This window comes from Propioniciclava sp. (genome assembly GCF_047602245.1).
Classification (GTDB): domain Bacteria; phylum Actinomycetota; class Actinomycetes; order Propionibacteriales; family Propionibacteriaceae; genus Propioniciclava.
On the sequence record NZ_JASGHT010000001.1, the window covers coordinates 1,597,172 to 1,621,492 of the forward strand.

At 70.0% G+C, this 24,321-nt stretch carries 19 protein-coding genes; 12 read left to right on the forward strand and 7 right to left on the reverse strand.

The genetic code is table 11. From position 1 onward, the window contains the following. Positions 1-459: 459 nt before the first annotated feature. Both QM708_RS07760 and QM708_RS07765 read left to right on the forward strand, forming a co-directional pair. Positions 460-1,293, forward strand: coding sequence for a uracil-DNA glycosylase (locus QM708_RS07760; RefSeq protein ID WP_415106327.1), 834 nt, complete (start codon positions 460-462; stop codon positions 1,291-1,293). Positions 1,294-1,422: 129 nt separating this feature from the next. Beyond that, entirely contained in the window at positions 1,423-1,770 is a 348-nt protein-coding gene (locus tag QM708_RS07765) for a VOC family protein (protein ID WP_415106330.1), read from the forward strand. Positions 1,771-1,869: 99 nt separating this feature from the next. Here QM708_RS07765 and QM708_RS07770 read toward each other — a convergent pair whose 3' ends face one another. Then, entirely contained in the window at positions 1,870-3,120 is a 1,251-nt protein-coding gene (locus tag QM708_RS07770; RefSeq protein WP_415106333.1) for an MFS transporter, read from the reverse strand. A gap of 28 nt (positions 3,121-3,148) precedes the next feature. Here QM708_RS07770 and QM708_RS07775 point away from each other — a divergent pair, with 28 nt between their 5' ends. The 4 genes from QM708_RS07775 to QM708_RS07790 all read left to right on the forward strand — a co-directional run bounded on the left by QM708_RS07775 (position 3,149) and on the right by QM708_RS07790 (position 10,497). Then, the gene (locus tag QM708_RS07775; RefSeq protein ID WP_415106336.1) at positions 3,149-3,877 is read left to right on the forward strand and encodes a TetR/AcrR family transcriptional regulator; all 729 of its coding nucleotides are present in this window, start codon (positions 3,149-3,151) and stop codon (positions 3,875-3,877) included. Then, positions 3,874-4,215, forward strand: a complete 342-nt coding sequence (locus QM708_RS07780) for a DUF6204 family protein (protein WP_415106339.1) — start codon at positions 3,874-3,876, stop codon at positions 4,213-4,215. Before QM708_RS07775 ends, QM708_RS07780 begins: the two co-directional genes overlap by 4 nt. A 185-nt stretch (positions 4,216-4,400) precedes the next feature. Then, a complete protein-coding gene (locus QM708_RS07785) occupies positions 4,401-5,195 on the forward strand; it encodes a hypothetical protein (protein ID WP_415106342.1) in 795 nt (264 codons plus the stop codon). A 556-nt stretch (positions 5,196-5,751) separates the two neighbouring features. After that, positions 5,752-10,497 (forward strand): DEAD/DEAH box helicase, encoded by a 4,746-nt coding sequence (locus QM708_RS07790; RefSeq protein WP_415106345.1) that lies wholly within the window; start codon positions 5,752-5,754, stop codon positions 10,495-10,497. Positions 10,498-10,612: 115 nt separating this feature from the next. Here QM708_RS07790 and QM708_RS07795 read toward each other — a convergent pair whose 3' ends face one another. The 4 genes from QM708_RS07795 to QM708_RS07810 form a co-directional block, all read right to left on the reverse strand. After that, positions 10,613-11,017 carry a type II toxin-antitoxin system VapC family toxin gene (locus tag QM708_RS07795; RefSeq protein WP_415106348.1) on the reverse strand — a complete coding sequence of 135 codons (405 nt, stop codon included), beginning with the start codon at positions 11,015-11,017 and terminating at the stop codon, positions 10,613-10,615. Next, entirely contained in the window at positions 11,014-11,262 is a 249-nt protein-coding gene (locus QM708_RS07800) for a type II toxin-antitoxin system Phd/YefM family antitoxin (protein WP_415106351.1), read from the reverse strand. Before QM708_RS07800 ends, QM708_RS07795 begins: the two co-directional genes overlap by 4 nt. A 76-nt stretch (positions 11,263-11,338) precedes the next feature. Then, complete coding sequence (gene rarD, locus QM708_RS07805) at positions 11,339-12,265, reverse strand: EamA family transporter RarD (RefSeq protein ID WP_415106354.1); 927 nt, start codon at positions 12,263-12,265, stop codon at positions 11,339-11,341. 95 nt (positions 12,266-12,360) lie between these two features. Then, positions 12,361-13,674 (reverse strand): CapA family protein, encoded by a 1,314-nt coding sequence (locus tag QM708_RS07810; RefSeq protein ID WP_415106357.1) that lies wholly within the window; start codon positions 13,672-13,674, stop codon positions 12,361-12,363. A gap of 93 nt (positions 13,675-13,767) precedes the next feature. On the opposite strand from QM708_RS07810, the gene QM708_RS07815 reads away from it, so the two are divergent. The 6 genes from QM708_RS07815 (at position 13,768) to QM708_RS07840 (ending at position 21,145) form a co-directional block, all read left to right on the forward strand. After that, complete coding sequence (locus QM708_RS07815; RefSeq protein WP_415106360.1) at positions 13,768-15,135, forward strand: L-serine ammonia-lyase; 1,368 nt, start codon at positions 13,768-13,770, stop codon at positions 15,133-15,135. Positions 15,136-15,238: 103 nt separating this feature from the next. Continuing rightward, entirely contained in the window at positions 15,239-16,153 is a 915-nt protein-coding gene (locus tag QM708_RS07820) for a hypothetical protein (protein WP_415106363.1), read from the forward strand. A gap of 144 nt (positions 16,154-16,297) precedes the next feature. Further along, positions 16,298-17,776: an APC family permease gene (locus QM708_RS07825; RefSeq protein ID WP_415106366.1), complete on the forward strand. Its 1,479-nt coding sequence runs from the start codon at positions 16,298-16,300 to the stop codon at positions 17,774-17,776. Further along, positions 17,773-18,669, forward strand: a complete 897-nt coding sequence (locus QM708_RS07830; RefSeq protein ID WP_415106368.1) for a universal stress protein — start codon at positions 17,773-17,775, stop codon at positions 18,667-18,669. The genes QM708_RS07825 and QM708_RS07830 overlap by 4 nt, the downstream gene beginning before the upstream one ends. Before the next feature lie 98 nt (positions 18,670-18,767). Continuing rightward, positions 18,768-20,330, forward strand: coding sequence for a histidine ammonia-lyase (hutH, locus tag QM708_RS07835; protein WP_415106371.1), 1,563 nt, complete (start codon positions 18,768-18,770; stop codon positions 20,328-20,330). A 38-nt stretch (positions 20,331-20,368) separates the two neighbouring features. Further along, complete coding sequence (locus tag QM708_RS07840; RefSeq protein WP_415106373.1) at positions 20,369-21,145, forward strand: IclR family transcriptional regulator; 777 nt, start codon at positions 20,369-20,371, stop codon at positions 21,143-21,145. Between the two features lie 9 nt (positions 21,146-21,154). Here QM708_RS07840 and QM708_RS07845 read toward each other — a convergent pair whose 3' ends face one another. Both QM708_RS07845 and hutU read right to left on the reverse strand, forming a co-directional pair. Then, positions 21,155-22,372, reverse strand: a complete 1,218-nt coding sequence (locus QM708_RS07845; RefSeq protein WP_415106376.1) for an imidazolonepropionase — start codon at positions 22,370-22,372, stop codon at positions 21,155-21,157. 24 nt (positions 22,373-22,396) lie between these two features. Next, positions 22,397-24,124 carry a urocanate hydratase gene (gene hutU, locus QM708_RS07850; protein ID WP_415106379.1) on the reverse strand — a complete coding sequence of 576 codons (1,728 nt, stop codon included), beginning with the start codon at positions 24,122-24,124 and terminating at the stop codon, positions 22,397-22,399. Between the last annotated feature and the right edge of the window lie 197 nt (positions 24,125-24,321).

A 24,321-nucleotide genomic window follows, 5' to 3' on the forward strand; every position in this document is an offset into this window, starting at 1 on the left:
GATCCAGATCACGCCCAAGGCGTCGAGCTTCGAGTTGTGCAGAACCTCGCATGACGGACGCGAGATCCAGGTGACAGACACACCTTCTTGCGATCGGGGCTGCGCGGGTGTCCGTGGCCGCACGCGCTCGGCGCATCGGACCAAGATATGGTCGGAATAACGCGGGTCTCCGGCGTGATTTCACGCTAGGGCTACGTTGTTGTCGTCATAAAGCCCCCGTTCGGACCGCATACCGACCACACCTTGGCCCAAGCGGCGAAACGAGCCAGCCACGGCTCTGAAACCGACAATTTCTTAGCCCGATCACCGCGGATCGCTTGAACCGCTCCATTCCTGGACCGATCACGGCAGGCCAGCTCGCAACGGCTCCGACTCTGGGCCCGATCATGGCAGGTCGGCCCACGACGGCTCCCAGGACCGGCCCCGGCGACGTCCCGCGGATCGTCGTATGCTCGATCGATGAAGGATCAGCATCCGCTGACCGGGGACCTGTTCTCCTCCCCGGTTCCGCCGGGGACCGGCTGGCCCGGCGATCCCGCGACGGCATCGACGCCCGTCGCTCATTCGGCGAGCGAGGTGCTCGCCCTCGCGTCTGGCGCGACCACTCCCGCCGAACTGGATGCCCGGGTCTCGGTGTGCCGCGCCTGTCCGCGCCTGGTGGCTTGGCGTGAGGAGGTCGCCACCACGGGGCGCCGGGCATCGTTCGCCGATCAGCCGTATTGGGGGCGTCCGGTGCCGTCGTTCGGTGATCCCGAGGCGACCGTGCTGGTGATCGGGCTCGCGCCCGCCGCCAACGGCGCCAACCGCACCGGGCGCATGTTCACCGGTGACAAGTCGGGCGACTGGTTGTTCGCGTCGATGCACCGCACGGGCATGGCCAATCAGCCGACGGCGACGCATGCCGGCGATGGGCTGGCACTGTCCGGCGTCCGGCTCGTCGCACCGGTGCGCTGCGCGCCTCCCGAGAACAAGCCGACCGTCGAGGAGAAGCACACCTGCAGCGCCTGGCTCGACCGCGACCTCGCCTTGAGTGCGCCCCGGCTACGGGCGATCCTCGCGCTGGGTGGTTTTGGCTGGGACGTCGCGTTGGCGGCGGTACGCCGCCTCGGCTGGGGTGTTCCGCGGCCGAAGCCGCGTTTCGGGCATGGCGCCGAGGCGCTTCTCACACTGCCCGACGGAAGGACGGTCACGCTGGTGGGCAGCTACCACCCCAGTCAGCACAACACCTTCACCGGACGCCTGACCGAACCGATGCTGGATGCCGCGCTCGCCCAAGCCCGCGACGCCGGCTGACCTGCCGGCGGGCGCAGGAGATGAACGCGGAGAACGTGTCGGCATCACAACGGACGCTCTCGGCGGCCCGCTTCACATGCGTCCGCCGCAAGGGTAGGCAGGCGCCAAGGGCGTCCCTATGCTCAGGACATGACACTCGCTATCGGCATGATCACGATCGATTCCTCCGACGCGCGGCCACTGGCAGCATGGTGGGCCGAACGCCTCGGCGCGCCGATCGTGGAGGAAAACGAGGGCTGGTTCCTGATGATCGGCTCCACACCGATGCTGGCCATCCAGCAGGTCGAGGATCCGACCCCGGGCAAGAACCGCATCCACCTCGACTTGATCGTCGACGACCTGGACGCCGCCCGCGACGAGTTGGTGGCCTCCGGCGCGACCGTGGTCGGCGACCGTGGCGATGAGAACTTCCGCTGGATCACCCTCGCCGACCCTCAGGGCAACCAGTTCTGCATCGCCAAGCACGGCGCGGTGTAGCCGCTGGCTGCTTCCAGTCCGGCGCGCCGGTCATTGTAAAAACGTGGTGCGTCTATTCACCACGATGTTGCATTCATGCCCTGCCGGACGCCTCGGCGCTCACGCGCGCATCTCGGCGAGCTTGCGGCGTGACGGCAGGTAGCGAGGACCCCAGCGCAGCAGTCCTGCAGCGCCGGCCAGACCGAGGACGCCGACCAGGCCGGTGGCCAGGGGTAGCGAGACGGCTGCCGCGACGACGCTCACCATCACCGGCGCGATCGCGGAGCCGGTGTCGGTGAGCAGCCGCCAGGCACCGAGGAACGAGGCGGTCGATCCGGCCGGGGAGAGGTCGGCGCCGACGGTCATCAGGATGCCGCTCGACAGCCCGTTGCCCAGCCCGAGCAGGGCGGCGAACGCGGTGAACCAGGCGTGCCCTCCGGGCACGTCGTGGGTGAACGACAGCGCGAGGAACCCCGACCCCATCAGCACCATCGCAGGCAGGGCCGCCCACAGACGTCCGAAACGATCCATCACCTGGCCGCTAGCGTAGAACAGCGCGAAGTCGACCGCGCCCGACAACCCGACGACGAGCGCGATGTCGGAGGTGCCCATCGCGATCGAGACTCCCCACAACGGCAGCACCACCTGCCGCGCGGCGCGCACCGACGCCAGCATCATGCAGGCCAGGCCGAGCCGCATCAGCACTTCCCGCGCCCGCCAGGCCGAGGCGAGGACGCCGTCGGATCGTCCGCCCGGTGAGGTCGTTGACGAGGTGCCGGACGCCTCCGGCGACGCCGCCTGCCGGACGCCGGATGAGGGGTCCGACTCGGCACGAGCGCGCTCTTCGGGATCGCTTCCGAACAACACCAACGGGATGAGCACCACCATCAGCGCGGCGAAGAACCACACGGACGCGTCCGCGCTGCCGAACAGCGCGAGCAGTCCTGCGGCGACGAACGGTCCGGTGAACATGCCGAACCGGGTCGATCCGCCCAGCAGCGACAGCGCACGGGCGCGGAACGCGATCGGCACCCAGGTGGCCATGAATGCATGTCTGGCCAGGGCGAACGCCGCCGCGGCCAGGCCGATCACGAACACGGACGCGGTGAGCCAGGCGAGTCCGGGCAAGAGGGCGCAGGCGACGGCCCCGATCAGGGCGACCGATCCCGCGATCACCATGGTGGCGCGTTCGCCGAGGCGTCCGACCAGCCACCCGGCGGGCACATTGCCGACCAGCGAGCCGACGATGAGGATGGATGCAATCAGCGCCGCGGTCGGAATGTCGGCGCCGCGCTGGGTCGCGATCACGGGGATCAGCGGAATCATCGCGCCCTCGCCGACCGAGAACACCAGCGAGGGGAGGTACACCATGGGCCCGTACCGCCTCAGGATTCCGCCCATGCTCGTCGCCACCGGTCCACACTACCCACCCACCGCTCAGCAGCACCCACTCCAGATTTCAGATACAGAACAGTATTCAGATACTTCGATGTATATTGACCAGGTGAGAACGCCAGCCGAACCCGCGACCAGACTGACGCGCAAGGAAAGCCAGCAGACAACCCGCGCACGCCTGGTGGCATCCGCGATCACGCTGTTCGCACGACAGGGAGTCGGCGCGACGTCGCTCAATGCCGTCGCCGAGCACGCCGGATTCAGCAGGGGCGCCGTGCATGGCAACTACACCAGCAAGGACGAACTGGCCGCGGCGGTGGCCGCGACCGTGGCGGATGAACTCACTCCCCAACTTCAGCAGACACTCACATCACCCCTTCCCAGCGGGGAACGACTGACGGCATATATCCACACTTTTCTTGACTACTGCGCTCAGAACCCGGACGCCGCGGGCGCCCTGATCGCCGTGTTCGGGCATCGAGGACGCGTCGACCCGCAGCACTACCGCGAGCGCGCGATGGCCGCCCTCGGCGACTTGATCGCCCTGTTCGAGGAGGGCCAGTGTCACGGCGAGATGCGCGCCTTCGACACCACGACGATGGCGTTCGCGCTACGCACCGTGCTGGACAACACAGCCGCCTTGCTGCGCGACCCGGGGGCCGACGCGGGCGCGCTGGCCGCGGAGATCGCGGCGCTGTTCACCGCCGCCACACGCGAAGAGGGGCCAGCATGACGCGCACCTACCGCATCCTGGTCAAAGGACGGTTCGAGAACCTCAGCGATGATCAGCGGAAGCAGCTGCTTGCCGAGCAGGACGAGCACGACATGTTCGCCGCGAGCTACACCCCTCAGGGCACCTTCCTCTACACGCCGGTGCTGGTCGGCTACCAGTTCCGCTACCTGCTGCACATCGATGAGGACAGTCCCGCCGACGCCGATGTCGCCGCCGAGATGGAAGCCCACGAGCTTGCCGAGGCCGGGATGCGCGACCGTGGCCTGCAGGGGCGGATCATCGATATCAGCCTCACCTGCCTGGAGGACATGAAGATCCGCGGTGGCAAACGGCGATGACGGCGACCGGCGGGAGTTACACACCTGTAGTTCTCCCCAGCTGTGGATGCACCTGTGGATAACGTGAGGGCAACCGGCACCGGGCTGTAGATCAGCGGCCTCAGCCTGTAGATCGAGGGCGCGTTCCTGGTGATAACCGGGCAGCCCGGGTTACGCGGTACGCCGCGCACCCCTAAAGTTCAGCCATGGACAGCCATGTGGTCGACGATGTCGTGCTGCTCAAGCATGCTGTGGGCGTCCGCACCGACGATGTCGCCGCACGACTACGGGCCGCGTCCACCGACCCGGTCCGGGCGCTGTTCGCCGCACCGCTGTCGGCGACGCCGATGCGCGCCCCGGACGGGCGGCTGTTCTCGCTCGAGCCCCGCACCGAGCTGGCCCAGGACGCCAACCCGATTCCATGGCGCGAGATCGGCGGACTGGTCGCACGCCTGCAGGCGATCCCGCGCGCCGAGGTGGTCCCGCTGCCCGAGCACGGCGGACGCGCAGCGGTCGAGGCTGCACTGGCCCGCGCCGACACGTTCCACCCCGGCGGATCGACCGACATCCTGCGCGAACTCGGCCGCACGCTGTTGCGCACCTGGCCGCCGATCGGACGCAAGACGCTCGTGCACGGCCGCCTGATGCTCAGCACGATCGGGCGCCTGCCCGGCACCCCGGCCTGGTTGTTCCGCGACGCGCGCACGCTCGGCGTCGGGGACGCATCCTGGGATCTGGGCCGCCCAGCAGGATTGTGGGCCGCCGGCCTGCTGGACGACCCGAGTTGGTCGGCATTCACTGCGGGTTATGCCGAGGCGGGCGGAGCGGTCCCGGTCATCAACGACCCGTTCGACTCCCTCGACCATCCCGCGCGCTGCGCGGTATTCATGGCGGCGGTCCGGGAAGTGTCGCGCTGCGGCGAATATCCTCACATTAATCTCACGAAAAACGCTGAGATTCTGTTGGCCGCCTGCGTGCGCATGAACGGACGCCGCTGGTGAACGCATGCCCCCACTGCGGCGCGAGGACGCCCGAGGGCCGTCCGCACCGGCACGAGTACCCCGATCACTACCCTCAAGCGATCGCCGGACGGCGCGCGGTCGCGCAGGCGTTCACGCCCGCGTGGGGCCTGGTGCGCAGCGGTCCGACGCCGGATGCCCGCGGACTTCTCAGGGATTGAGGAGCGACAAGGCCGTTAACATGCTCAGGTGACGCCTGGCTTCCAGACGTCACCTGAGCACATCCCCCAGCGGTCATTCTCATCAATAGGCCTGCCGTACGGTACGCAGTTCGCGGTCGTCACCAGCCCCCCGACAGGTTTCGAATCAACGCGCCCACATCGTGCCGATACAGGACAATCGATGAGACCGGCGTCATGAATCAATCAGCCGCTCCTAAGGAGGATAGTAGTCATACCTTCGGCCCATTGCCCAGCCGGTTCTCAGACGTGGACGTCCCTAACTCTCCACAATCGTTGGCGTTCACGTTTCCCCCGTGGAAGCATCCCCTCCCCACCCATGCCCACATTGTCAGAGCTCAGTGGCAGAGTGGGCGGTGATGAACGAACAGCCGGACGCCTCCGCGCTGGAGCGATTCTCGCCCGCCACACGGGCGTGGTTCTCCAGCAGCTTCCGCGCGCCCACCGCGGCGCAGGAGGGCGCCTGGGCGTCCATCAGCGCGGGGCAGCACACGCTGGTCGTCGCGCCGACCGGGTCGGGTAAGACCCTCGCGGCCTTCCTGTGGGCGATCGACCGGCTGGCCGCCGAACCGGCTCCCACCGAGGCCCTGGAGCGCTGCCGGGTGCTGTACGTGTCCCCACTCAAAGCGCTCGCGGTCGACGTCGAACGCAACCTGCGTTCACCCCTGGTCGGCATCGGGCACGCGGCGGCGCGGCTGGGATTGCCACGGCCCGAGGTGAGCGTGGGCGTCCGCTCGGGCGACACGCCCGCCGATGAGCGACGCCGGTTCGCGCGCACCCCCGACGACATCTTGATCACCACGCCCGAGTCGCTGTATCTGCTGCTCACCTCGCAGGCGCGCGAGGCGCTGACCTCGGTGCGCACGGTCATCCTCGATGAGGTGCATGCCGTGGCCGGCACCAAGCGCGGCGCGCACCTGGCCCTCACCCTCGAACGACTGGACGCCTTGCTGCCCGCTCCCGCACAACGGATCGGCTTGTCGGCGACGGTGCGCCCGCTCGACGAGGTGGCCCGGTTCCTGGCCGGTGGGCGTCCGGTCACCACGGTCGCACCGCCGGCACAGAAGCGCTGGCAGCTCGAGGTGGTCGTGCCGGTGGAGGACATGGCTTCCCTCGGCGGTCCGGTGTCCGCACCCACGGCGTCCGGATCGGCTGTTCCGTGGGCGGGCGATCACGTGCTGACCACGCTCGATGCCGACGCCGCCGCGCCGGACGCGAACGGTACGGGAGCGTCCACGCGCGCCGCGAGTACCGCGAAGGCCGGCGCTTCCGCCACGGATGGCACCGCGTCCGCCCCGGCATCGAAGCCGTCTATCTGGCCGCACGTCGAGGAGCGGATCGTCGATCTGGTGACGGAGCACTCCTCGACACTGGTGTTCGCGAACTCGCGGCGGCTGGCCGAGACACTGACGTCGCGGTTGAACGAGATCGCCGAAGAGCGCCGCACCGGTACTGATCCGCGTGGCAAGGCCCGGGGGATGGCGCCGCCGGCGCATTCGACCGGGTACGGGTCGAGTTGGTACACGGCGGGAGTGGACGGCCCCAGCATGGTGGCGCGCGCCCATCACGGGTCGGTGTCGCGCGAGCAGCGCGCCGAAACCGAAGAGGCGCTCAAGGCCGGCCTGCTGCCGGCCGTGGTGGCGACCAGTTCGCTCGAACTCGGCATCGACATGGGTGCGGTCGACCTGGTCGTGCAGGTGGAGGCGCCGCCGTCGGTGGCGTCCGGCTTGCAGCGGGTGGGCCGCGCCGGGCACCAGGTGGGCGCGGTCTCGCGCGGGGTGTTCTTCCCGAAGTATCGCGGCGACCTGGTCGCCACCAGCGTGATCGTGGAACGGATGCGCACCGGCGCGATCGAGGCGCTCGCCGTGCCCGCGAATCCGCTCGACGTGCTCGCCCAGCAGATCGTCGCCATGGTGGCCCTCGACGACTGGACCGTCGACGAACTCGAAACCCTCGTCCGCCGCGCCGCCCCGTTCGCGACGCTCACCCGCGGCGTCCTGGAGGCGGTGCTCGACATGCTGTCGGGCCGCTATCCGGCCGAGGAGTTCGCCGAACTCCGGCCCCGGCTGACCTGGGACCGGGTCACCAATACGCTCACCGGACGCCGCGGCGCGCAGCGCGTCGCGGTCACCTCGGGCGGCACCATCCCCGATCGCGGGCTGTTCGGGGTGTTCATCGTCGGCGACGGTCCCGGGCGGCGGGTCGGCGAACTGGACGAGGAGATGGTGTACGAGTCCCGCGCCGGCGACGTGATCACGCTGGGCACCTCCACCTGGCGGATCGAGGAGATCACCCACGACCAGGTGCTGGTCTCCCCCGCGCCCGGGCATCCCGGCCGGCTGCCGTTCTGGAAGGGCGACACCATCGGGCGGCCGGCCGAGCTCGGCGCCGCCCTGGGTTCCTTCGTGCGTGAGGTGTCCTCGCTGGCCCCGGACGCCGCCCGCGCCCGCCTGGCCGACGGCGGCCTGGACGCCCTGGCGGCGTCCAACCTGCTCACCTACCTGACCGAGCAGCGCGAGGCGACCGGACTGGTGCCGACCGACCGGCAGCTGGTCGTCGAACGATTCACCGATGAGCTCGGCGATTGGCGGGTGGTGATCCATTCGCCCTACGGCGGCCGGGTGCACGCGCCGTGGGCGCTGGCGATCGCCGCGAAGCTGCGCGAGCGCTACGGCGTCGAGGTGTCGGCGATGCACGCCGACGACGGCATCGTGCTGCGCCTGCCCGACATGGGGTGGGGCGACGGTTTCTTCCCGGACGCCGCGGGCGACAGCGTTCCGGGCGCGCGCTCGTCCGATCCGCTGGAGGGGCTGCTGGAACATCTGCTGCTCGATCCCGAGGAGGTCGCTGCGCTGGTCACCGAGCAGATCGGCGGATCGGCGCTGTTCGCGTCGCGGTTCCGCGAGTGCGCCTCGCGGGCGCTGCTCTTGCCGAACCGGCGTCCGGGCAAGCGTCAGGCCTTGTGGCAGCAGCGTCAGCGGTCGGCGGCGCTGCTGGAGGTGGCCAGCCGGTATCCGGCGTTCCCGATCGTGCTGGAAGCGGTGCGCGAGTGCCTGCAAGACGTCTTCGACCTGCCCGCGCTGATCGAGTTGATGCGGGCGATCCGGTCCCGGTCGGTGCAGGTCGTCGAGGTGACCACCCGCAAGCCGAGCCCGTTCGCGTCCAGTCTGCTGTTCGGCTACGTCGCGCAATACCTGTACGAGGGCGACCAGCCGCTCGCCGAGAAGCGGGCCGCGGCGCTGTCGCTCGACCCGGATCTGCTCGCCGAACTGCTCGGCACCTCGGACGGGTTGTCGCTGCGCGATCTGCTCGATCCGGCGGCACTGGCGCGCACGCACGCCGAGTTGCAGCACCTCGCCGACTCCTACCGGGCCCGGGACGCCGACGACCTCACCGACCTGCTGCGCACCCTCGGTCCCTTGTCAGTGTCCGGATTGGCCGCGCGGGCCACCGATCCGGACGCCGTCCCGGCACAGGTGCAGGCGCTCGCCGAGGCACGGCGCATCTTCCCGGCCGGGGAACGCTGGGCGGCGATTGAGGACGCCGGACGCCTCCGCGACGCGCTCGGCGTGGCACTGCCGCCCGGAGTGCCGCAGGTGTTCGCCGATCCGGTCGCCGACCCGTTCGGGGATCTGCTCGCCCGCTATGCGCGCACCCATGTGCCATTCACGATCGATGAGATCGCCGGATGGCTCGGCGTCGGACGGGCGCTGGTGCGCGACGGGCTGAAGCGGCTGGTGGCCGACGGGCGCCTGATCGAGGGCGAGTTCACCCCCGACCGGAGCGGGCGCGAGTTCTGCGATCCCGGGGTGCTGCGGATCATCCGGCGCCGGTCGGTGGCGGCGCTGCGCGCCGAGGTCGAACCGGTTCCGGCGGAGAGCTTCGCGTCGTTCCTGCCCGCCTGGCAAGGGGTGGGAGGCGTCCATCGTGGCATCGACGGGGTGCTGCGTGCGGTCGAGCAGTTGGCCGGGGCGGTCGTGCCGGCCTCGGCGCTGGAGTCGATGATCCTGCCCGCGCGGGTGCGCGACTACGCGCCGGCGATGCTCGACGAGTTGTGCGCCGCCGGCGAGGTGATCTGGCGCGGGCACGGCTCGCTGGCCGGCAACGACGGCTGGATCTCGCTGTGGCCGGCCGACCTGATCGCGCTCGCGTCGCCGCCGCTGGCCGATCCCGAGGGCGAGACCGAGATCGCCCTCCTCGCCGCGTTGCATGCCAGTGGGGCGTCCTTCTTCGGTCCGCTCGCGGCTCAACTGGGGGATCCGGCCGGGCTGGCGGCGTCCGTTGCGCTGTGGTCACTGACCTGGAAGGGGCACCTCACCAACGACACTTTCGGCCCTTTACGCGCCAAACTGGCCGGCGGATCGACCGCGCACCGGTCGCGTCCCGCGCTCGGCCCACGCACCCGGCACGGACGCCCCCGGCTGCCGCGGATGCCCCGGATGGACACCCCGCGCGAGGCCGGCGGACGCTGGTCGCTGCTGCCGTCGCTGAGCGTCGAACCCACCGAAGCCCTGCTGGCGACCGCCGAAGTACTGCTCGACCGCTACGGCGTCGTCACCCGGGGCAGCGTGCAGTCCGAGGGCATTCCGGGCGGATTCGCCGGGGTGTATTCGGTCTTCAGCGCCGCCGAGAACGCCGGACGCCTCCGCCGCGGCTACTTCGTCGAAGGCCTCGGCGCCGCCCAGTTCGCCACCGTCGGCGCGATCGACCGCCTGCGTGCCGGAGCGGACGCCGCCCGGAATGAAACGGTGGTGCTGGCGGCGTCCGACCCGGCCAACCCGTACGGCGCCGCCTTGGCCTGGCCCGAATCCGGGGATCACAAGCCCGGACGCAAAGCCGGCGCGTTGATCGTGCTGGATGCCGGGGTGCCGGTGGTCTGGCTGGAACGCGGCGGCCGCACCGCCCTCACCTGGTCGAACGACCCCGACGCCCTGGCCCGCGCCGCATCCGCACTCGCCGGCCTGGTCCGCACCGGACGCCTCGACGGCCTGAGCGTCGAGAAGGTCAACGGTGCGGCATCCCTGGGCTCGCCGGACCCGTTCGTCTCGGCGTTGCTCGCCGCAGGCTTCCGCGAGGTCCCACGAGGCGTCCGCCTGCGCCGCTGATGTGCGGCTGATCGTCAATCTCGACCGCGGCTAGATGTCAATCCACCCTGCGGCTCAGTGTCAATCCCGATCGGGATGACGCCTCAACACCCGAAGTGGCAGCCCATTTCATCGCCTACAGTGCCGCGACATCGAGTAGGTGCTCAAGACCCTCGAAATCGGCGGGGTTGCGGGTGTAGAGACGGGCACCATGCGCATGCGCGGTGGCGGCGATCAGCAGATCCATGACGCGGCGTCGCGGCTGACGACCCGTCGCCACCACCGCGGCGGCAAGTTGCCCATAGCTGATCGCCACGGTCTCATCGATAGGCAGCGCATCAAACCGCTGCTGCAGGATGCTGAGGCGGCGGAGTCGCTCCGCGCGCACCTCGGGCGTCCGCGCAACCAACACTCCGAACTGCAACTCAGCCAGCGTGGCAGCGCTGATCGCGAGAACGCCCGGAATCGGCTCGATATCCGTGGCGATCACCACGCTGGTATCGAGAATCGCGCGCTCGGGAGCGAGCACAGCCTCACTCACTTTCGCTCCCACGGATCGTCGATCTCATCGTCGAGCAGGTCCCGCGTCGTTTCCCACTCAGGGTCAGGAGCACCGTCGAACAGGTCCGCGATATCGGACCACCGGCGCCACTGAACCGGACGCATCGGGACCAGTCGCGCACTCGGCCGCCCGGAGACCGTGATCGTGATCTCCTCACCCTGCTGAACCTGGCGCACGAGTTCGGAGGCTTCCTGACGCAGTTCACGCAATCCCACGCTCTTCATCAACCCAAAGTAGCACCTGTGCTACTCGCTGCCCAGGGGCATCAGCGGCGTTGACGAGAGGAGGCGCGCAGATTCGTCAGGCCGGGCGTCGCCGGCCGGGATGCAGCGCGCCGGTGAGGTAGATCACCGAACCGATCCAGACCAGGACGAGGCCCGCCCAATAGGACGCGTTGACGTGCTGACCGAGGACGGTGATGCCGAGCAGGAACTGCAGGGTCGGGTTGAGGTATTGCAGGACGCCGATCACGCCGAACGGCAGTCGCGAGGCGGCGACCGCGAACAGGAACAACGGCAGCGCGGTCAGCACGCCCGCGAGCACGAGCATGCCGGTCAGGCGGGCGTCCACGCCGAACAAGCCGGTGCCCTGCCAGCCGAGCCACAGCAGGAACGGCAGCGCGAGCGGCATCAGCACCGCCGACTCGACGAACAGCCCCTCCAGTCCGGGCAGGAGCCCGCCCTTCTTGACCGCGCCGTACAGCCCGAACGACAGGGCGAGCACCAGCGAGATCCATAGTCCCTGCCAGTGTTCCCAGGCGATGACACCCACTCCGGCCAGGGCAAACAGGACGCCGACCCGCGCGCGGGGGGTCATCTTCTCGCCGAACAGCACCACCCCGAGCACGATGTTGACCAGCGGGTTGATGAAGTAGCCGAGACTGCCCTCCACGACGTGGCCGTTGTTGACCGCCCAGATGTAGGTCAGCCAGTTGGTGGCGATGAACAGCGCCGCCGCCGTGATCCGTGGCAGGCGTCCGCCGGTGAGCAGCGTGCGCAGCCACGACCACGGACGCCGCAACGCCACCAGCACGAACGTGACCGCCACCAGCGACCAGACGATCCGGTGGGCGAGGATCTCCAGCGGGGTCGCCGGCGCCAATGCGGTGAAGAAGAGCGGGAAGAATCCCCAGATCAGATAGGACGCCGCACCGGTGATCAGCCCGGTCCGGCGCTGACTCGCCCCATCATCGACCGCAGGGCTGTCAGGCGTGGGATCGGCGGGCACCGATTCACCCTACGCTCGCTCGCCCCGCCTCGATCCCCCGCGTCCCAGTGCGGGATGGTGGTTCGAGTACCGACCAAAAATCCCGCACTGAGACCTCAGCCTGTGAATGTGAGGCGTCCGCGCTCGGCGTCCCAGCCGACCGTCGTGCCGAACGGGGCGCTCAACCGCGCCAGCGCGTCGCGCACCGCGACCGCGTCGTCGCCCTTGGCGATCGTCGGCATGCCGCGGTGGCTGGGCAATGCGGCGTTCATGTTCAGCAGGATCGGCGTGGCCTCGACGGCCACCGCACCGGTGACCGGGTCGATGTCGAGCAGCACCACCATGCTCTGCTCGAACCGCGCATCGGAATAGAAGCCGACCGGGGTACCGTCCTCATCGCGCCGGCGCATACCGTGCAGGTCGGAGGGGTAGGCGTTCGCGGGCAGCCCGTAGCGGGTGAACATCTCCTCGGGAATCCGGGCGCCGGACTCCAGGTCGAAGAACAGGCTGTGCAGCCCGTAGAAGATCGGACGCCCCTGGTGGAACTCGACGCCGCGCATCAGGTGTCCCCCGTGGCACAGCACCGCGTGGGCGCCGGCCTCGATCATCGCGTGCGCGGAATCGATGATGAACCGTGCGGGCAGGTCGGTGTACCAGCCGTCGTCCTCGCCCTCGTGGGTGTGGATGGACGCCACGACGGCCTCGGCGCGCCGGGCGGCGTCCCGGATCGAGCGGCAGATCTCGGCGAGATCCTGTTCGTCGGCCTGCCAGCGCAGCCGCGCACGATCGCCCTTGTGCACGGTGAGCCCGCCCGCGAGCGGGCCGAAGGTGAAGGTGGAGTCGTCGCCGGCGAACTTGCGTTCGATCCGCAGCGTCTCGCGGTGCGCGGGCGCCGTGCCGAGCGCCTCATCCAACGCGCGCAGGGCGTCGAACTGCTCAGGCGTCACCTCATAGGACAGCTTCCAGCGCAGCGGGTTCAGCCCCGGACGCGGCGCGTTGTGGCGTCCACCGTCGGAGGCCGCATACTCCTCGGCCCAGGTGGTGCAGCAGGCGACGACGCCGAGGCGTCCGTCTTGGCCTTCGTAGAAGACCGCTTCACGCGCGGCCGCCAGACTGCGCCCGATCCCGGCGGCGACGATCGGGCTCGCCTCGAAGGCGTCCAAGGTCTGCACGACCCCGGCCGGACCGTAGTCGCCGATGTGGTTGTGGGCGAGCGAGGCGATGGTGACCCCGACGGCCGCGAGCGCATGCACCGCGGCGTCGTTCGCGCCCAGCGTGTAGCCGGCCGGCATCACCGGCGTCTCACGCGACGCCACGACGAACTCCGCGTTGGTGAACACGTACTCCGACTCGTTGAGCACCTCGCTCATCTCGTGATCGATCCTCGACCACAGATCGTCCCGGCCGAACAGTGCATCTCCCGTTGCCACCACGCGCATAGCAGAACGCTAGCAGCGACCGTCCGGACGCCGCCGCTTCACCGTCCACCCCACACCCGGGACGCGCCCACGTACCCTTGCCAGGTGGCATTGAGCGTGTTCGACCTGTTCTCGATCGGCATCGGGCCGTCGTCCTCGCACACCGTCGGCCCGATGCGGGCGGCCGGCATGTTCCTGGACGAACTCGGCGACCGGCTGCCGGAGGTCGCACGCGTCCGCGCCGGCCTGTACGGCTCGCTCGGTTCGACCGGACGCGGCCACGGCACCGACACCGCCGTCATCTTGGGATTGCTCGGTGAGCAGCCCGAGACGGTCGACCCGCGCGCGGTCGCCGGGGTCGTCCGTGCCGCCCACCGCGACCATGCGCTCGCCCTCGCCGGCCGCCACACCATCGCGTTCGATCCGGACGCCGACCTCGTCCTCGACGGCTCGATCGAGTTGCCCGTGCACCCCAACGGCATGACGCTCACCGCCTGGGATGCCGGCGGCGCCCTGATCGAGGAGTCCGTCTATTACTCGGTCGGCGGCGGCTTCGTGGTGTCGGGGGACGCCGAGGCGTCCGACCCGGTGGTGAAGAGCGGCGTCGAGGTGCCCTACCCGTTCCGCACGGCGTCCGACCTGATGGAGATCTGCGCGCGCACCGGGCTGTCGATCGCCGGTGTCGCCCTGGAGAACGAACTGGTCCGCTACTCGCGCGAGGAGGTGCACGAGCGGCTGCTGACGATCTGGGAGGTGATGCAGGAATGCGTCCGCAACGGCGCCGCGACCGAGGGACGCCTGCCCGGCGGCCTGGGCGTGCTGCGCCGCGCACCCACGCTGTACACGAAGCTGACCACCGAGGGCGACACCACCGACCCGTTGCGCGGCATGGACTGGATCACCTTCTACGCCCTGGCCGTGAACGAGGAGAACGCGGCGGGCGGGCGCGTGGTGACCGCTCCGACCAACGGTGCGGCCGGGATCGTGCCGGCGGTGCTGCATTACTACTGGCATTTCGTGCCGGGCGCGAACCCCGACGGGGTGGTGAAGTTCCTGCTCACCGCGGCCGCGATCGGGATGATCGTGAAGAATATGGCGTCCATATCGGGCGCCGAGGTCGGCTGCCAGGGCGAGGTCGGTTCGGCGTGTTCGATGGCGGCCGCCGGCATGGCCGCGGTGCTCGGCGGCACCCCTACCCAGGTCGAGAACGCCGCCGAGATCGGCATGGAGCACAACCTGGGACTCACCTGCGATCCGATCGGCGGTCTGGTGCAGATTCCCTGCATCGAACGCAACGCGATCGCCTCGGTGAAGGCGGTGGCGGCGGCACGGACGGCGCTGCGCGGCGACGGTTCGCACATCGTCAGCCTCGACAACGTGATCCGCACCATGCGCGATACCGGGCAGGACATGAAGGCCAAATACAAGGAAACCGCCCTCGGCGGCCTGGCCGTCAACGTCATCGAATGCTGAGTCGGCAACCCGCACCGACGAGCCGGACGCCGAACGGGCCCCTCGTGTACCGGTGAGGTATCAATCCTTCGTACTAGCACTTCCAAGGTGCAAAGATGTGCGCGTGAAGCGCATCATCGAGGGGATCCCCGGCGAGAAATCGCCGGTGTGGGTGCAGGATCGGGGCGGTAGCGAGATGCGCCTGCGCGGGCACATCCTCATCGAAGATCTCGGCGGGGTGATCACCTCGATCTCCTCGCGGACCGGCGCCAACGGCCCGCTCAACCCGGTGACCCAGTACATGCTGTCGGAGGCGGTTCACCACCTCGCCGAACGCCTCACCGACGACCTGCTCACCGAGGGGTCCGGGCCGAACGGCGCCCCGCGCATCCTGTCCAGCGCACTCGGCCACCAGCCCTTCGTCGAGTCGGTGCTGCGGATGAGTCAGCACCAGATGCTGCGCCGCTGGCCGACCGCCACCGACTGGTACGCCGACGTGATCGCCTATCTGATGCGCCCCGGACGCTCGGCTCCGCGTCCGGAAGACCTGCGCACCACCTTCATGACGGCGTCCACGAGCAACCTCGGCGAGTTCGTGCGCGCGTTCGCCTACCGCCGCTACACCTACACCAACAGCCCCAAACTGGTGCAGCTCGCCGAGGCGATTCAATGCCTGTGGCCGGAATACCCGCCGGTGCGGGCGGCGATCGAGGAGCGCATGCGCTCGCTCCGCGAGCTCTATGCCCCGCTGTACGCCGCCGCGTTGCACTCCTACGGGCTCCACCCTCGCCCGGGGATCGACCTGGCCAGTGTCGCGTGGATGTTCACCTCGCTGCAGCAGCGCGAATCCCTCGACAGCTTCGCGGGCATCACCACCACCTTCCGCGCGCCCGACGGCCAGGAATGGCCGCTGGCCAGTTGGAGCGTGGTCCAGGTGATGGCGGGCATTTGCACCGACGAGGACGGCCGAACCCTCGGCCCGTTCGAGCTGGCCGAACGCATGCCGGTACGCCCGTTCGTGATGGACGCGATCGCCTGACGAAGCGATACCTCATCCACCTGTCTGGGGACCTGGATGACAGCGATGTAACAGCGCTTAAACACCCTTTCCCCAAGCCAGAGGGCGATGCCAGACTGACCGCGCCCGTCAGCCTCGACGAGCCGACCACGAAGGAGTCTGTGCATGAGCTCACTCAAAACCCAACTGCTGCGGCGTAAACCGATCAGCCTCGAACCAGAGCATCCTCACGGCGAGGAGCTTTCGCGCACCCTCACCACCTTCCAACTCACCATGTTCGGCGTCGGCGCGACCGTCGGCACGGGCATCTTTTTCGTGCTGAGCCACGCCATTCCCAAGGCGGGCCCGGCTGTGATCATCTCGTTCATCCTCGCCGCCATCTGCGCGGGATTGTCCGCCCTGTGTTACGCCGAACTCTCCTCGGCGATCCCGGCGAGCGGCTCGACCTATTCGTACACCTATCACGCGCTCGGCGAACTGGCCGCGATCGTCATCGCCGGGTGCGTGCTGCTCGAATACGGGGTGTCGACCTCGGCAGTGGCCGTCGGCTGGAGCGGATACTTCAACGAGCTGCTGCACAATCTGTTCGGCTTCAGCTTGCCGACCGCACTCTCGACCTCGTTCGTTCCCGGAATCGACGGCGAGCCCACCGGCGGCATCGTGAACCTGCCGGCCATCGTGCTGGTGCTGCTGTGCATGGTGCTGCTGATTCGCGGCGCGTCCGAGTCGGCCAAGGTCAACGCGGCCATGGTGCTGATCAAGCTGGGCGTGCTCACGCTGTTCATCGTCATCGGCTTCTCGGCCTTCAACGCGGATCACTTCTCCAACTTCTTCGGGCAGGCGGGCGGCATCTCGGCAGCGGCCGGCACCATCTTCTTCTCCTTCATCGGCCTGGACGCCGTGGCGACCGCCGGCGAAGAGGTCAAGGACCCGCAAAAGGCGCTGCCTCGTGCCATCATCGCGGCACTGATCATCGTCTCCTCGTTCTACATCCTGGTGGCGCTCGCCGGGCTCGCCGCGAAGCCGGCGGAGTTCTTCGGCACCGAGGCCGCGGGCGAGGCGGGCCTGGCGAAGATCCTGCAGGACGTCACCGGGACGCCGGTCTGGTCAACGATCCTCGCCGCCGGTGCCGTCATCTCGATCTTCTCGGTCACCCTGGTCTGCCTCTACGGCCAGACCCGCATCCTGTTCTCGATCGCACGCGACGGCTTCGTCCCGAAGCGCTTCCTAGACGTCAACCCGCGGACGATGACTCCGGTCTACAACACGGTCGTCGTGGGGCTCATCGTCGCGGTGATCGCCGGCTTCGTTCCGTCGGACTACCTGTGGGACACCGTCTCGATCGGCACCCTGATGGCGTTCAGCTTCGTCGCCGTCTCGGTCATCGTGCTGCGGCGCCGTCATCCGGACCTGGAGCGCTCGTTCAAGGTGCCGCTCTACCCGGTGGTCCCGATCCTGTCGATCGCCGCGTGCGTGTACATCGTCAGCGGCCTGGCGGCGATCACCTGGGCGATCTTCGGCAGCTGGATCCTTCTCGTCGTGGCGTACTACTGGTTCTACGGACGCCGGCGCGCGACGTTGAACCACAGCCCCTCGGAGCAGGAACTCGCCGCGTCGGCGCTGGCCAGTAGGGAGACGAAGTGACCTACCTCGTCTGCTACGGGCCGCACACCAACGACCGCAGCGCGATCGAGCTGGCCTGCCAGCTGGCCGCGTCGCTGCCGGAGCCGATCGTCGCGATGTCGGTCGTGCCGCGCGGATGGGGAACTCCCGTCGTCGGCGATACCGACCGCGAGTTCGAGCAATGGGCGGCCGAGGAGGGCGAGGCCAGCACCGCGTCCGCGATGGCCGACCTGGCCCGTCATCCTCACGCCGATGGCAGCGCCGTCTGGGTGAGCGGCCGCTCGGTGCCCCAGACCCTGCTGGAGCAGGCCGAGAAACGGCAGGCGTCCGTGCTGGTGGTCGGCTCGGGGAGCGACGCCGATCCCGGCCGGATCAGGCTGACCTCCAAGACCGACCGGCTCGTCCACTCCTCAACGGTGCCGGTGGCCCTCGCACCGCGCGGCTACCGCACCACGAGCCCGGTCACCCGGGTCACCGTCGCGTTCCGCGACGACGACGCGAGTTGGTCGCTGCTCACCCGCGTCGCCGACCTGGCCAACCGTGCCTCCGTCCGGCTGCGCCTGGTCACCTTCCTGGTGGCGCCACCCCGCGGCCCGGTGACCAGTGCGCTCAGCACGACCGAGACGCAGGTGGTCGACCGGTGGACGGCGCAGGCCCGGGCGGCCCAGGAGGAGGCCGCGGCCCAACTGGCGACCCGGGGCATCCCCGCCGATCGGCTGGAGCTCCGCCTCGTCGAAGGGGCCTACTGGAACGCGGCCATCTCGTCGCTGGACTGGGCCGACGGAGACATCCTGGTCGTCGGCTCGTCGTCGACCCACCGTCTCGCGCAGGTGTTCCTCGGCTCGAGCGCCTCCAAGATCGTCCGGAACTCGCCGGTTCCGGTGCTGGTCGTCCCCGGCAGCGCGACCGTCTAGATGGCCGCAGGGCAGCCACGGCGCGATGTCTGTGATCCCAGACGAAGCCGGACGGTGGATGCTTGTGAGCCCATCCCGCACGTAGTGGGATGGGACTCATGAGCCTGTCACCCACCACCGTGCTTCTGGGAGAGTCTCCGCTCTCGATCGCCGATGTCGTCGCCGTGGCCCACCATGATGCCACCGTCGCGCTGAGTGAGGACGCGCTCGCGCGCGTCGCGCACACGCGCGCCACCATCGACGCGCTGGCCAACGACACCCGGCCGCACTACGGCGTGTCCACCGGTTTCGGCGCGCTGGCGCGCGTCCAGATCCCACTGGAGAAGCGGCAGCAGCTCCAGCGCAGCCTGATCCGGTCCCATGCGGCCGGAACGGGCCCCGAGGTGGAACGCGACGTGGTGCGCGCCCTGATGCTGTTGCGACTGAACACCCTGGCCAGCGGGCGCACCGGCGTCCGGCCCGTGGTGGTGGAAACCTACGCGGCGGTCCTCAACGCCGGCATCACCCCGGTGGTCCGCGAGTACGGCTCGCTCGGCTGCTCCGGCGACCTCAGCCCGCTCGCGCACTGCGCGCTCACCCTGGCCGGCGAAGGCGAGGTGCGGGTCGCCGGCGACCGGCTGGTTCCCGCGCACGAGGCGCTCGCCGCGGCGGGGATCGAGCCCGTCGTGCTCGCCGAGAAGGAGGGGCTCGCGCTGATCAACGGCACCGACGGGATGCTCGGCATGCTCTGCCTGGCCCTGCACGACCTGGCCGCCCTGCAATGCGTCGCCGACATCGCCGCGGCGGCGTCCGTCGAGGCGTTGCGCGGCTCGGACCGGGTGTACGCCGCCGACCTGCAGGCGATGCGCCCGCACCCGGGCCAGCTCGCATCCGCGGCCAATATCCGGCGCATCCTGGACGGTTCGGGGCTGATCCAGCGCCCCGACGCGGGCGGGTTCGCCCGCGTGCAGGACGCCTACTCACTGCGCTGCTCGCCGCAGGTGCACGGCGCGATGCGCGACACCGCCGCCCATGCCCGCCAGGTCGCCGAGATCGAGCTGCGCTCGACCATCGACAACCCGGTGGTGACCCCGGACGGGCGGGTCGAGTCGAACGGCAACTTCCACGGCGCCCCCGTGGGCTACGTGCTGGACTTCCTCGCGATCGCCGTCGCCGACCTGGCCAGCATCTCCGAGCGGCGCACCGATCGTTTCCTGGATGTGGCGCGCAACCATGGCCTGCCCCCGTTCCTGGCGGCCGATCCCGGGCTCGACTCCGGGCTGATGATCGCCCAATACTCGGCGGCCGGCATCGTCTCGGAACTGAAGCGCCTGGCCGCACCGGCGTCGGTCGACTCGATTCCCTCCTCGGCGATGCAGGAGGATCACGTCTCGATGGGCTGGCATGCCGGCCGCAAGCTGCGGCGCGCGATCGACGGGTTGGCGCGGGTGCTCGCGATCGAGTTGCTGACCTCCACCCGCGCCCTCGACTTCCGGATCGGCGCGCAGGAGGGGGAGCCGGCGAGCGCGACGGCGGCCGTCCACCGGTTGTTCCGCACCCGGATCGCCGCGCCGGACACCGACGACCTGCTCTACCCCGAAATCGCCGCCGCGCACGACCTCGTGGTCAGCGGGGCAGTCCGGCGCGAGGCCGAGGCGGCGCTGGGAGAATCGCTGGAGTAAGGAGTTCACGGCGCAGCAGAGGGAGCAGGAAGACTGGCATGGGCGTACCCGCGGCGGATCACACGCTTCGCATCCTCAGCCTGCTCGCGCAGTCCCGGATGCCGATGCCGGCCAGCATGATCGCCGCCGAACTCGGGCTGCCCCGCTCCACCGTCTACCACCTGCTGGCCACCATGCAGGAGCACGGCTACGTGATGCACCTGGCCGAGGAGAAGCGCTACGGCCTGGGCATCGCCGCCGTCGAACTCAGCTCGGCCTACGCCCGGCACGAACCGCTCGCGCGGGTGGGACGCCTCGTGGTGGCGAAGCTCGTCGAACGGACGGGCACGAGCGGGCACCTGGCGGTGCCGCACGGCCGCGACGTGCTCTACGTCGTCGAGACGCGGGCCTCGCGCTGGATGGACCTGGTCAGCGACGTGGATGTCCGGCTGCCGATGCAGATCACCGCGAGCGGACGCGCCATCCTCGCCGCGCTCCCCCGTGCCCAGGTGCGGGCGCTCTTCCCGAACGCGCAGGCGTTCGTGCACCGGCACCCCGACGAGATCAGCAGCTATTCGGCGCTGCGCGAGGTGCTCCAGCAGACCCGCGCCCGGGGCTATTCGCTGGAGCAGGGATCGGTGACGCCCGGGCTGGCCTCGGTGGCCGCCCCGGTGCTCGACCATCGCGCCTGGCCGGTGGCCGCCGTCGCGGTCACCTTCGCTGAGGACGACGTCACCGAGGATCGGATTCCCGCGCTCGCCGAGGCCGTCCGGGACGCCGCGGCACGGCTGTCGCGCAGCATCCACGGACGCGGCGGGTCGTACCCTTCGGCCTAGTCAGGCGGCCTAGACGATGCGGATGCCGGCCCGCCAGACGGCGTCGGTGAGCGGGACGCCGGGGCGGTAGGCCAGATGGGTCACCGAGGGTGCGCGCAGGATCTGGAGGTCGGCGCGCGCCCCCACCGACACCACGCCGACGCGTGGCTGGCGCGCACCGCGCGCGTCCATCCAGCCGTCGGTGTGTGCCCCGAGCGTGATGGCCCCGCCGAGGGTGGCGGCACGCACCGCTTCCTGAACGGTGAGGCCCATCTGCAGCACGGCGGTGGCCACGCAGAAACCCATCGAGGTGGTGAAGGAGGTGCCCGGGTTGCAGTTGGAGGCGATGGCGAGCACCACCCCGGCATCGGCCAGGCGCCGCGCAGGCGCCAGCGGCATCCGGGTGGACAGGTCGCAGGCGGGCAGCACGGTGGCGACCGTGCCGCGCGGCCCGGCGCCGGCGTCCCAGCCCGCCCACGATCCGGCGAGCGCCTCGATGTCGCCGTCGGTGAGGAAGCCGAGATGGTCCACACTCAGCGCGCCATACTCCACCGCGAGCCGGACGCCCGGCCCGTGGCCGAGCTGGTTACCGTGCACGCGGGTGGGCAGCCCGTGGGCGGCGGCGGCGCGCAGGATGCGGGCGGCGTCCGCCTCGCCGAAGGCGCCGGTTTCGCAGAAAACGTCCACCCCGCCGACCAGCGGCGCGACGGCGTCCAGCATCGGGCCGGTGACCAGGTCGAGATAGCGCGCCGGGTCTTCGCCGGCCGGGACCACGTGGGCGCCGAGGAAGGTGACGATGTCGGCGTGCTCGGCGGCGATGCGCGCCGACCGCACCTCGTGTTCGGTGGTGAGGCCGTAGCCGGTCTTGGTTTCGATGGTGGTGGTGCCGCCGCGGCGTGCCTCGGCGACGAGCCGGGCCAGGTTCGCCCCCAACACCTCATCGGACGCCGCGCGGGTGGCCTGCACGGTGGCATTGATCCCGCCGGCGGCATAGGCCTGGCCGGCCATCCGGGCCTCGAACTCGCTGGTCCGGTCGCCGGCGAACACCAGGTGGGTGTGCGCGTCGACCCAGCCGGGCAGGACGGCGCGGCCCTCGGCGTCCACGAACTCATCCGCGGCGGGCGCCTGGGCGGACGGGCCCACCCAGGCGATCCGTGGGCCGTCCAGGACGAGCGCGGCCTCGTGCAGGCGTCCGCGCTCGCCGTCGTTCGTGGTCAGCTCGCCGATATTGCCGATCAGCACGCTCATGGTTTCACCCCTGCTTTCGCGCGCTCACCAGGCCTGGTCGGCATTGCGCACCGTGGCCGGCATCGGCACCCGGACGCCGCGCTCCTCGGCGACGTCCACGGCCCGCTGGTAGCCGGCGTCGACATGGCGGAACACGCCCATGGCGGGGTCGTTGGTGAGCAGCCGCTCCAGCTTCTGGGCGGCGAGCGGGGTGCCGTCGGCGACACTGACCTGCCCGGCGTGGATCGAGCGCCCGATGCCCACCCCGCCACCGTGGTGGATCGACACCCAGGTCGCACCGGACGAGGCGGCGGTGAGCGCGTTCAGCAGCGGCCAGTCCGCGATCGCGTCCGAACCGTCGGCCATCGCCTCGGTCTCACGGTAGGGCGAGGCCACCGAACCGGAATCGAGATGATCGCGCCCGATCACGATCGGCGCGCTCACCTTGCCCTCGGCGACGAGTTCGTTGAAGCGCACCGCCGCCTTCGCGCGTTCGCCGTAGCCAAGCCAGCAAATGCGCGCCGGAAGACCCTCGAACTCGACGCGCTCCTGCGCGGCACGAATCCAGCGGTGCAGGTGCTCGTTCTCGGGGAACAGCTCCAAGATCGCCTCGTCGGTGGCCCGGATGTCGGCCGGATCACCCGACAGCGCGGCCCAGCGGAACGGCCCCAGGCCCTCGCAGAACAGCGGACGGATGTAGGCGGGCACGAAGCCCGGGAACTCGAAGGCGCGCTCATAACCGGCATGGCGGGCCTCGTCGCGGATCGAGTTGCCGTAGTCGAACACCTCGGCACCGGCGTCCTGGAATTCGACCATCGCCTGCACTTGGGCGGCCATCGACGCCTGGGCGTCGCGGGTGAAGCCCTCGGGATCCTCGGCGGCGCGACGCTGCCATTCCTCGACGGTGTAGCCGATCGGCAGGTAGCTCAACGGGTCGTGCGCGCTGGTCTGGTCGGTGACGATGTCGACGGTGAGCTCGCCGGCGCGGTGGCGGCGCAGCACCTCGGGGAACACCGAGGCCGCATTGCCGACCAGGCCCACCGACCAGCCGCGCCGCTCATCCTTGGCGCGCTGCACCGAGGCGAGCGCCGCGTCGAGATCGGTGGCCACCTCGTCGAGGTAGCGCTTGCCGAGGCGGCGGCGCAGCCGGGACTCGTCCACGTCGACGACGAGGCAGGCGCCGTCGTTCAGCGTGACCGCGAGCGGCTGGGCGCCGCCCATGCCGCCGCAGCCGCCGGTGAGGGTGAGGGTGCCCGCGAGCGTCCCCGTGCAGTGCGCATGGGCCGCGCCCGGCCGCGCGGCGAGCTTGCGGGCGACGGCCGCGAAGGTCTCGAAGGTGCCCTGCAGGATGCCCTGGGTGCCGATGTAGATCCACGATCCGGCGGTCATCTGGCCGTACATGATCAAGCCCTCGGCCTCGAGGCGGCGGAACTCGGGCCAGGTGGCCCAGTCGCCGACGAGGTTGGAGTTGGCGATCAGGACGCGCGGCGCCCACTCGTGGGTGCGGATGATGCCGACCGGCTTGCCGGACTGCACCAGTAGCGTCTCGTCGTCGGCCAGGTCGCGCAGGCTCGCCACGATCGCGTCGAAGGCCTGCCAGCTGCGCGCGGCGCGTCCGGTGCCGCCGTAGACGACCAGATCGTCGGGACGCTCGGCGACCTCGGGGTCGAGGTTGTTCATCAGCATCCTCAACGGAGCTTCGGTCTGCCAGCTCCTGGCGGAGATCTCCGATCCGCGGGGAGCGCGAACGGTGCGAGCGCCGGGCAAAGCCATGATGGATCCTTTCCGCCAACGGGGTGTCGTGGTCTCCATTTCATCGCGGGCCCGGGTGGGCGTTCAACGGGGTAGAACCGGGCATCGTCTGGGATGCCAGACACGGACGCCGTCGGTGCGCTGGCCGGGTGCGGCGTCCGCTTCTAGCCTGATCGCGAGGCCCGACGGGTGTGCACCACGCCGTCGGCAGGCGACGG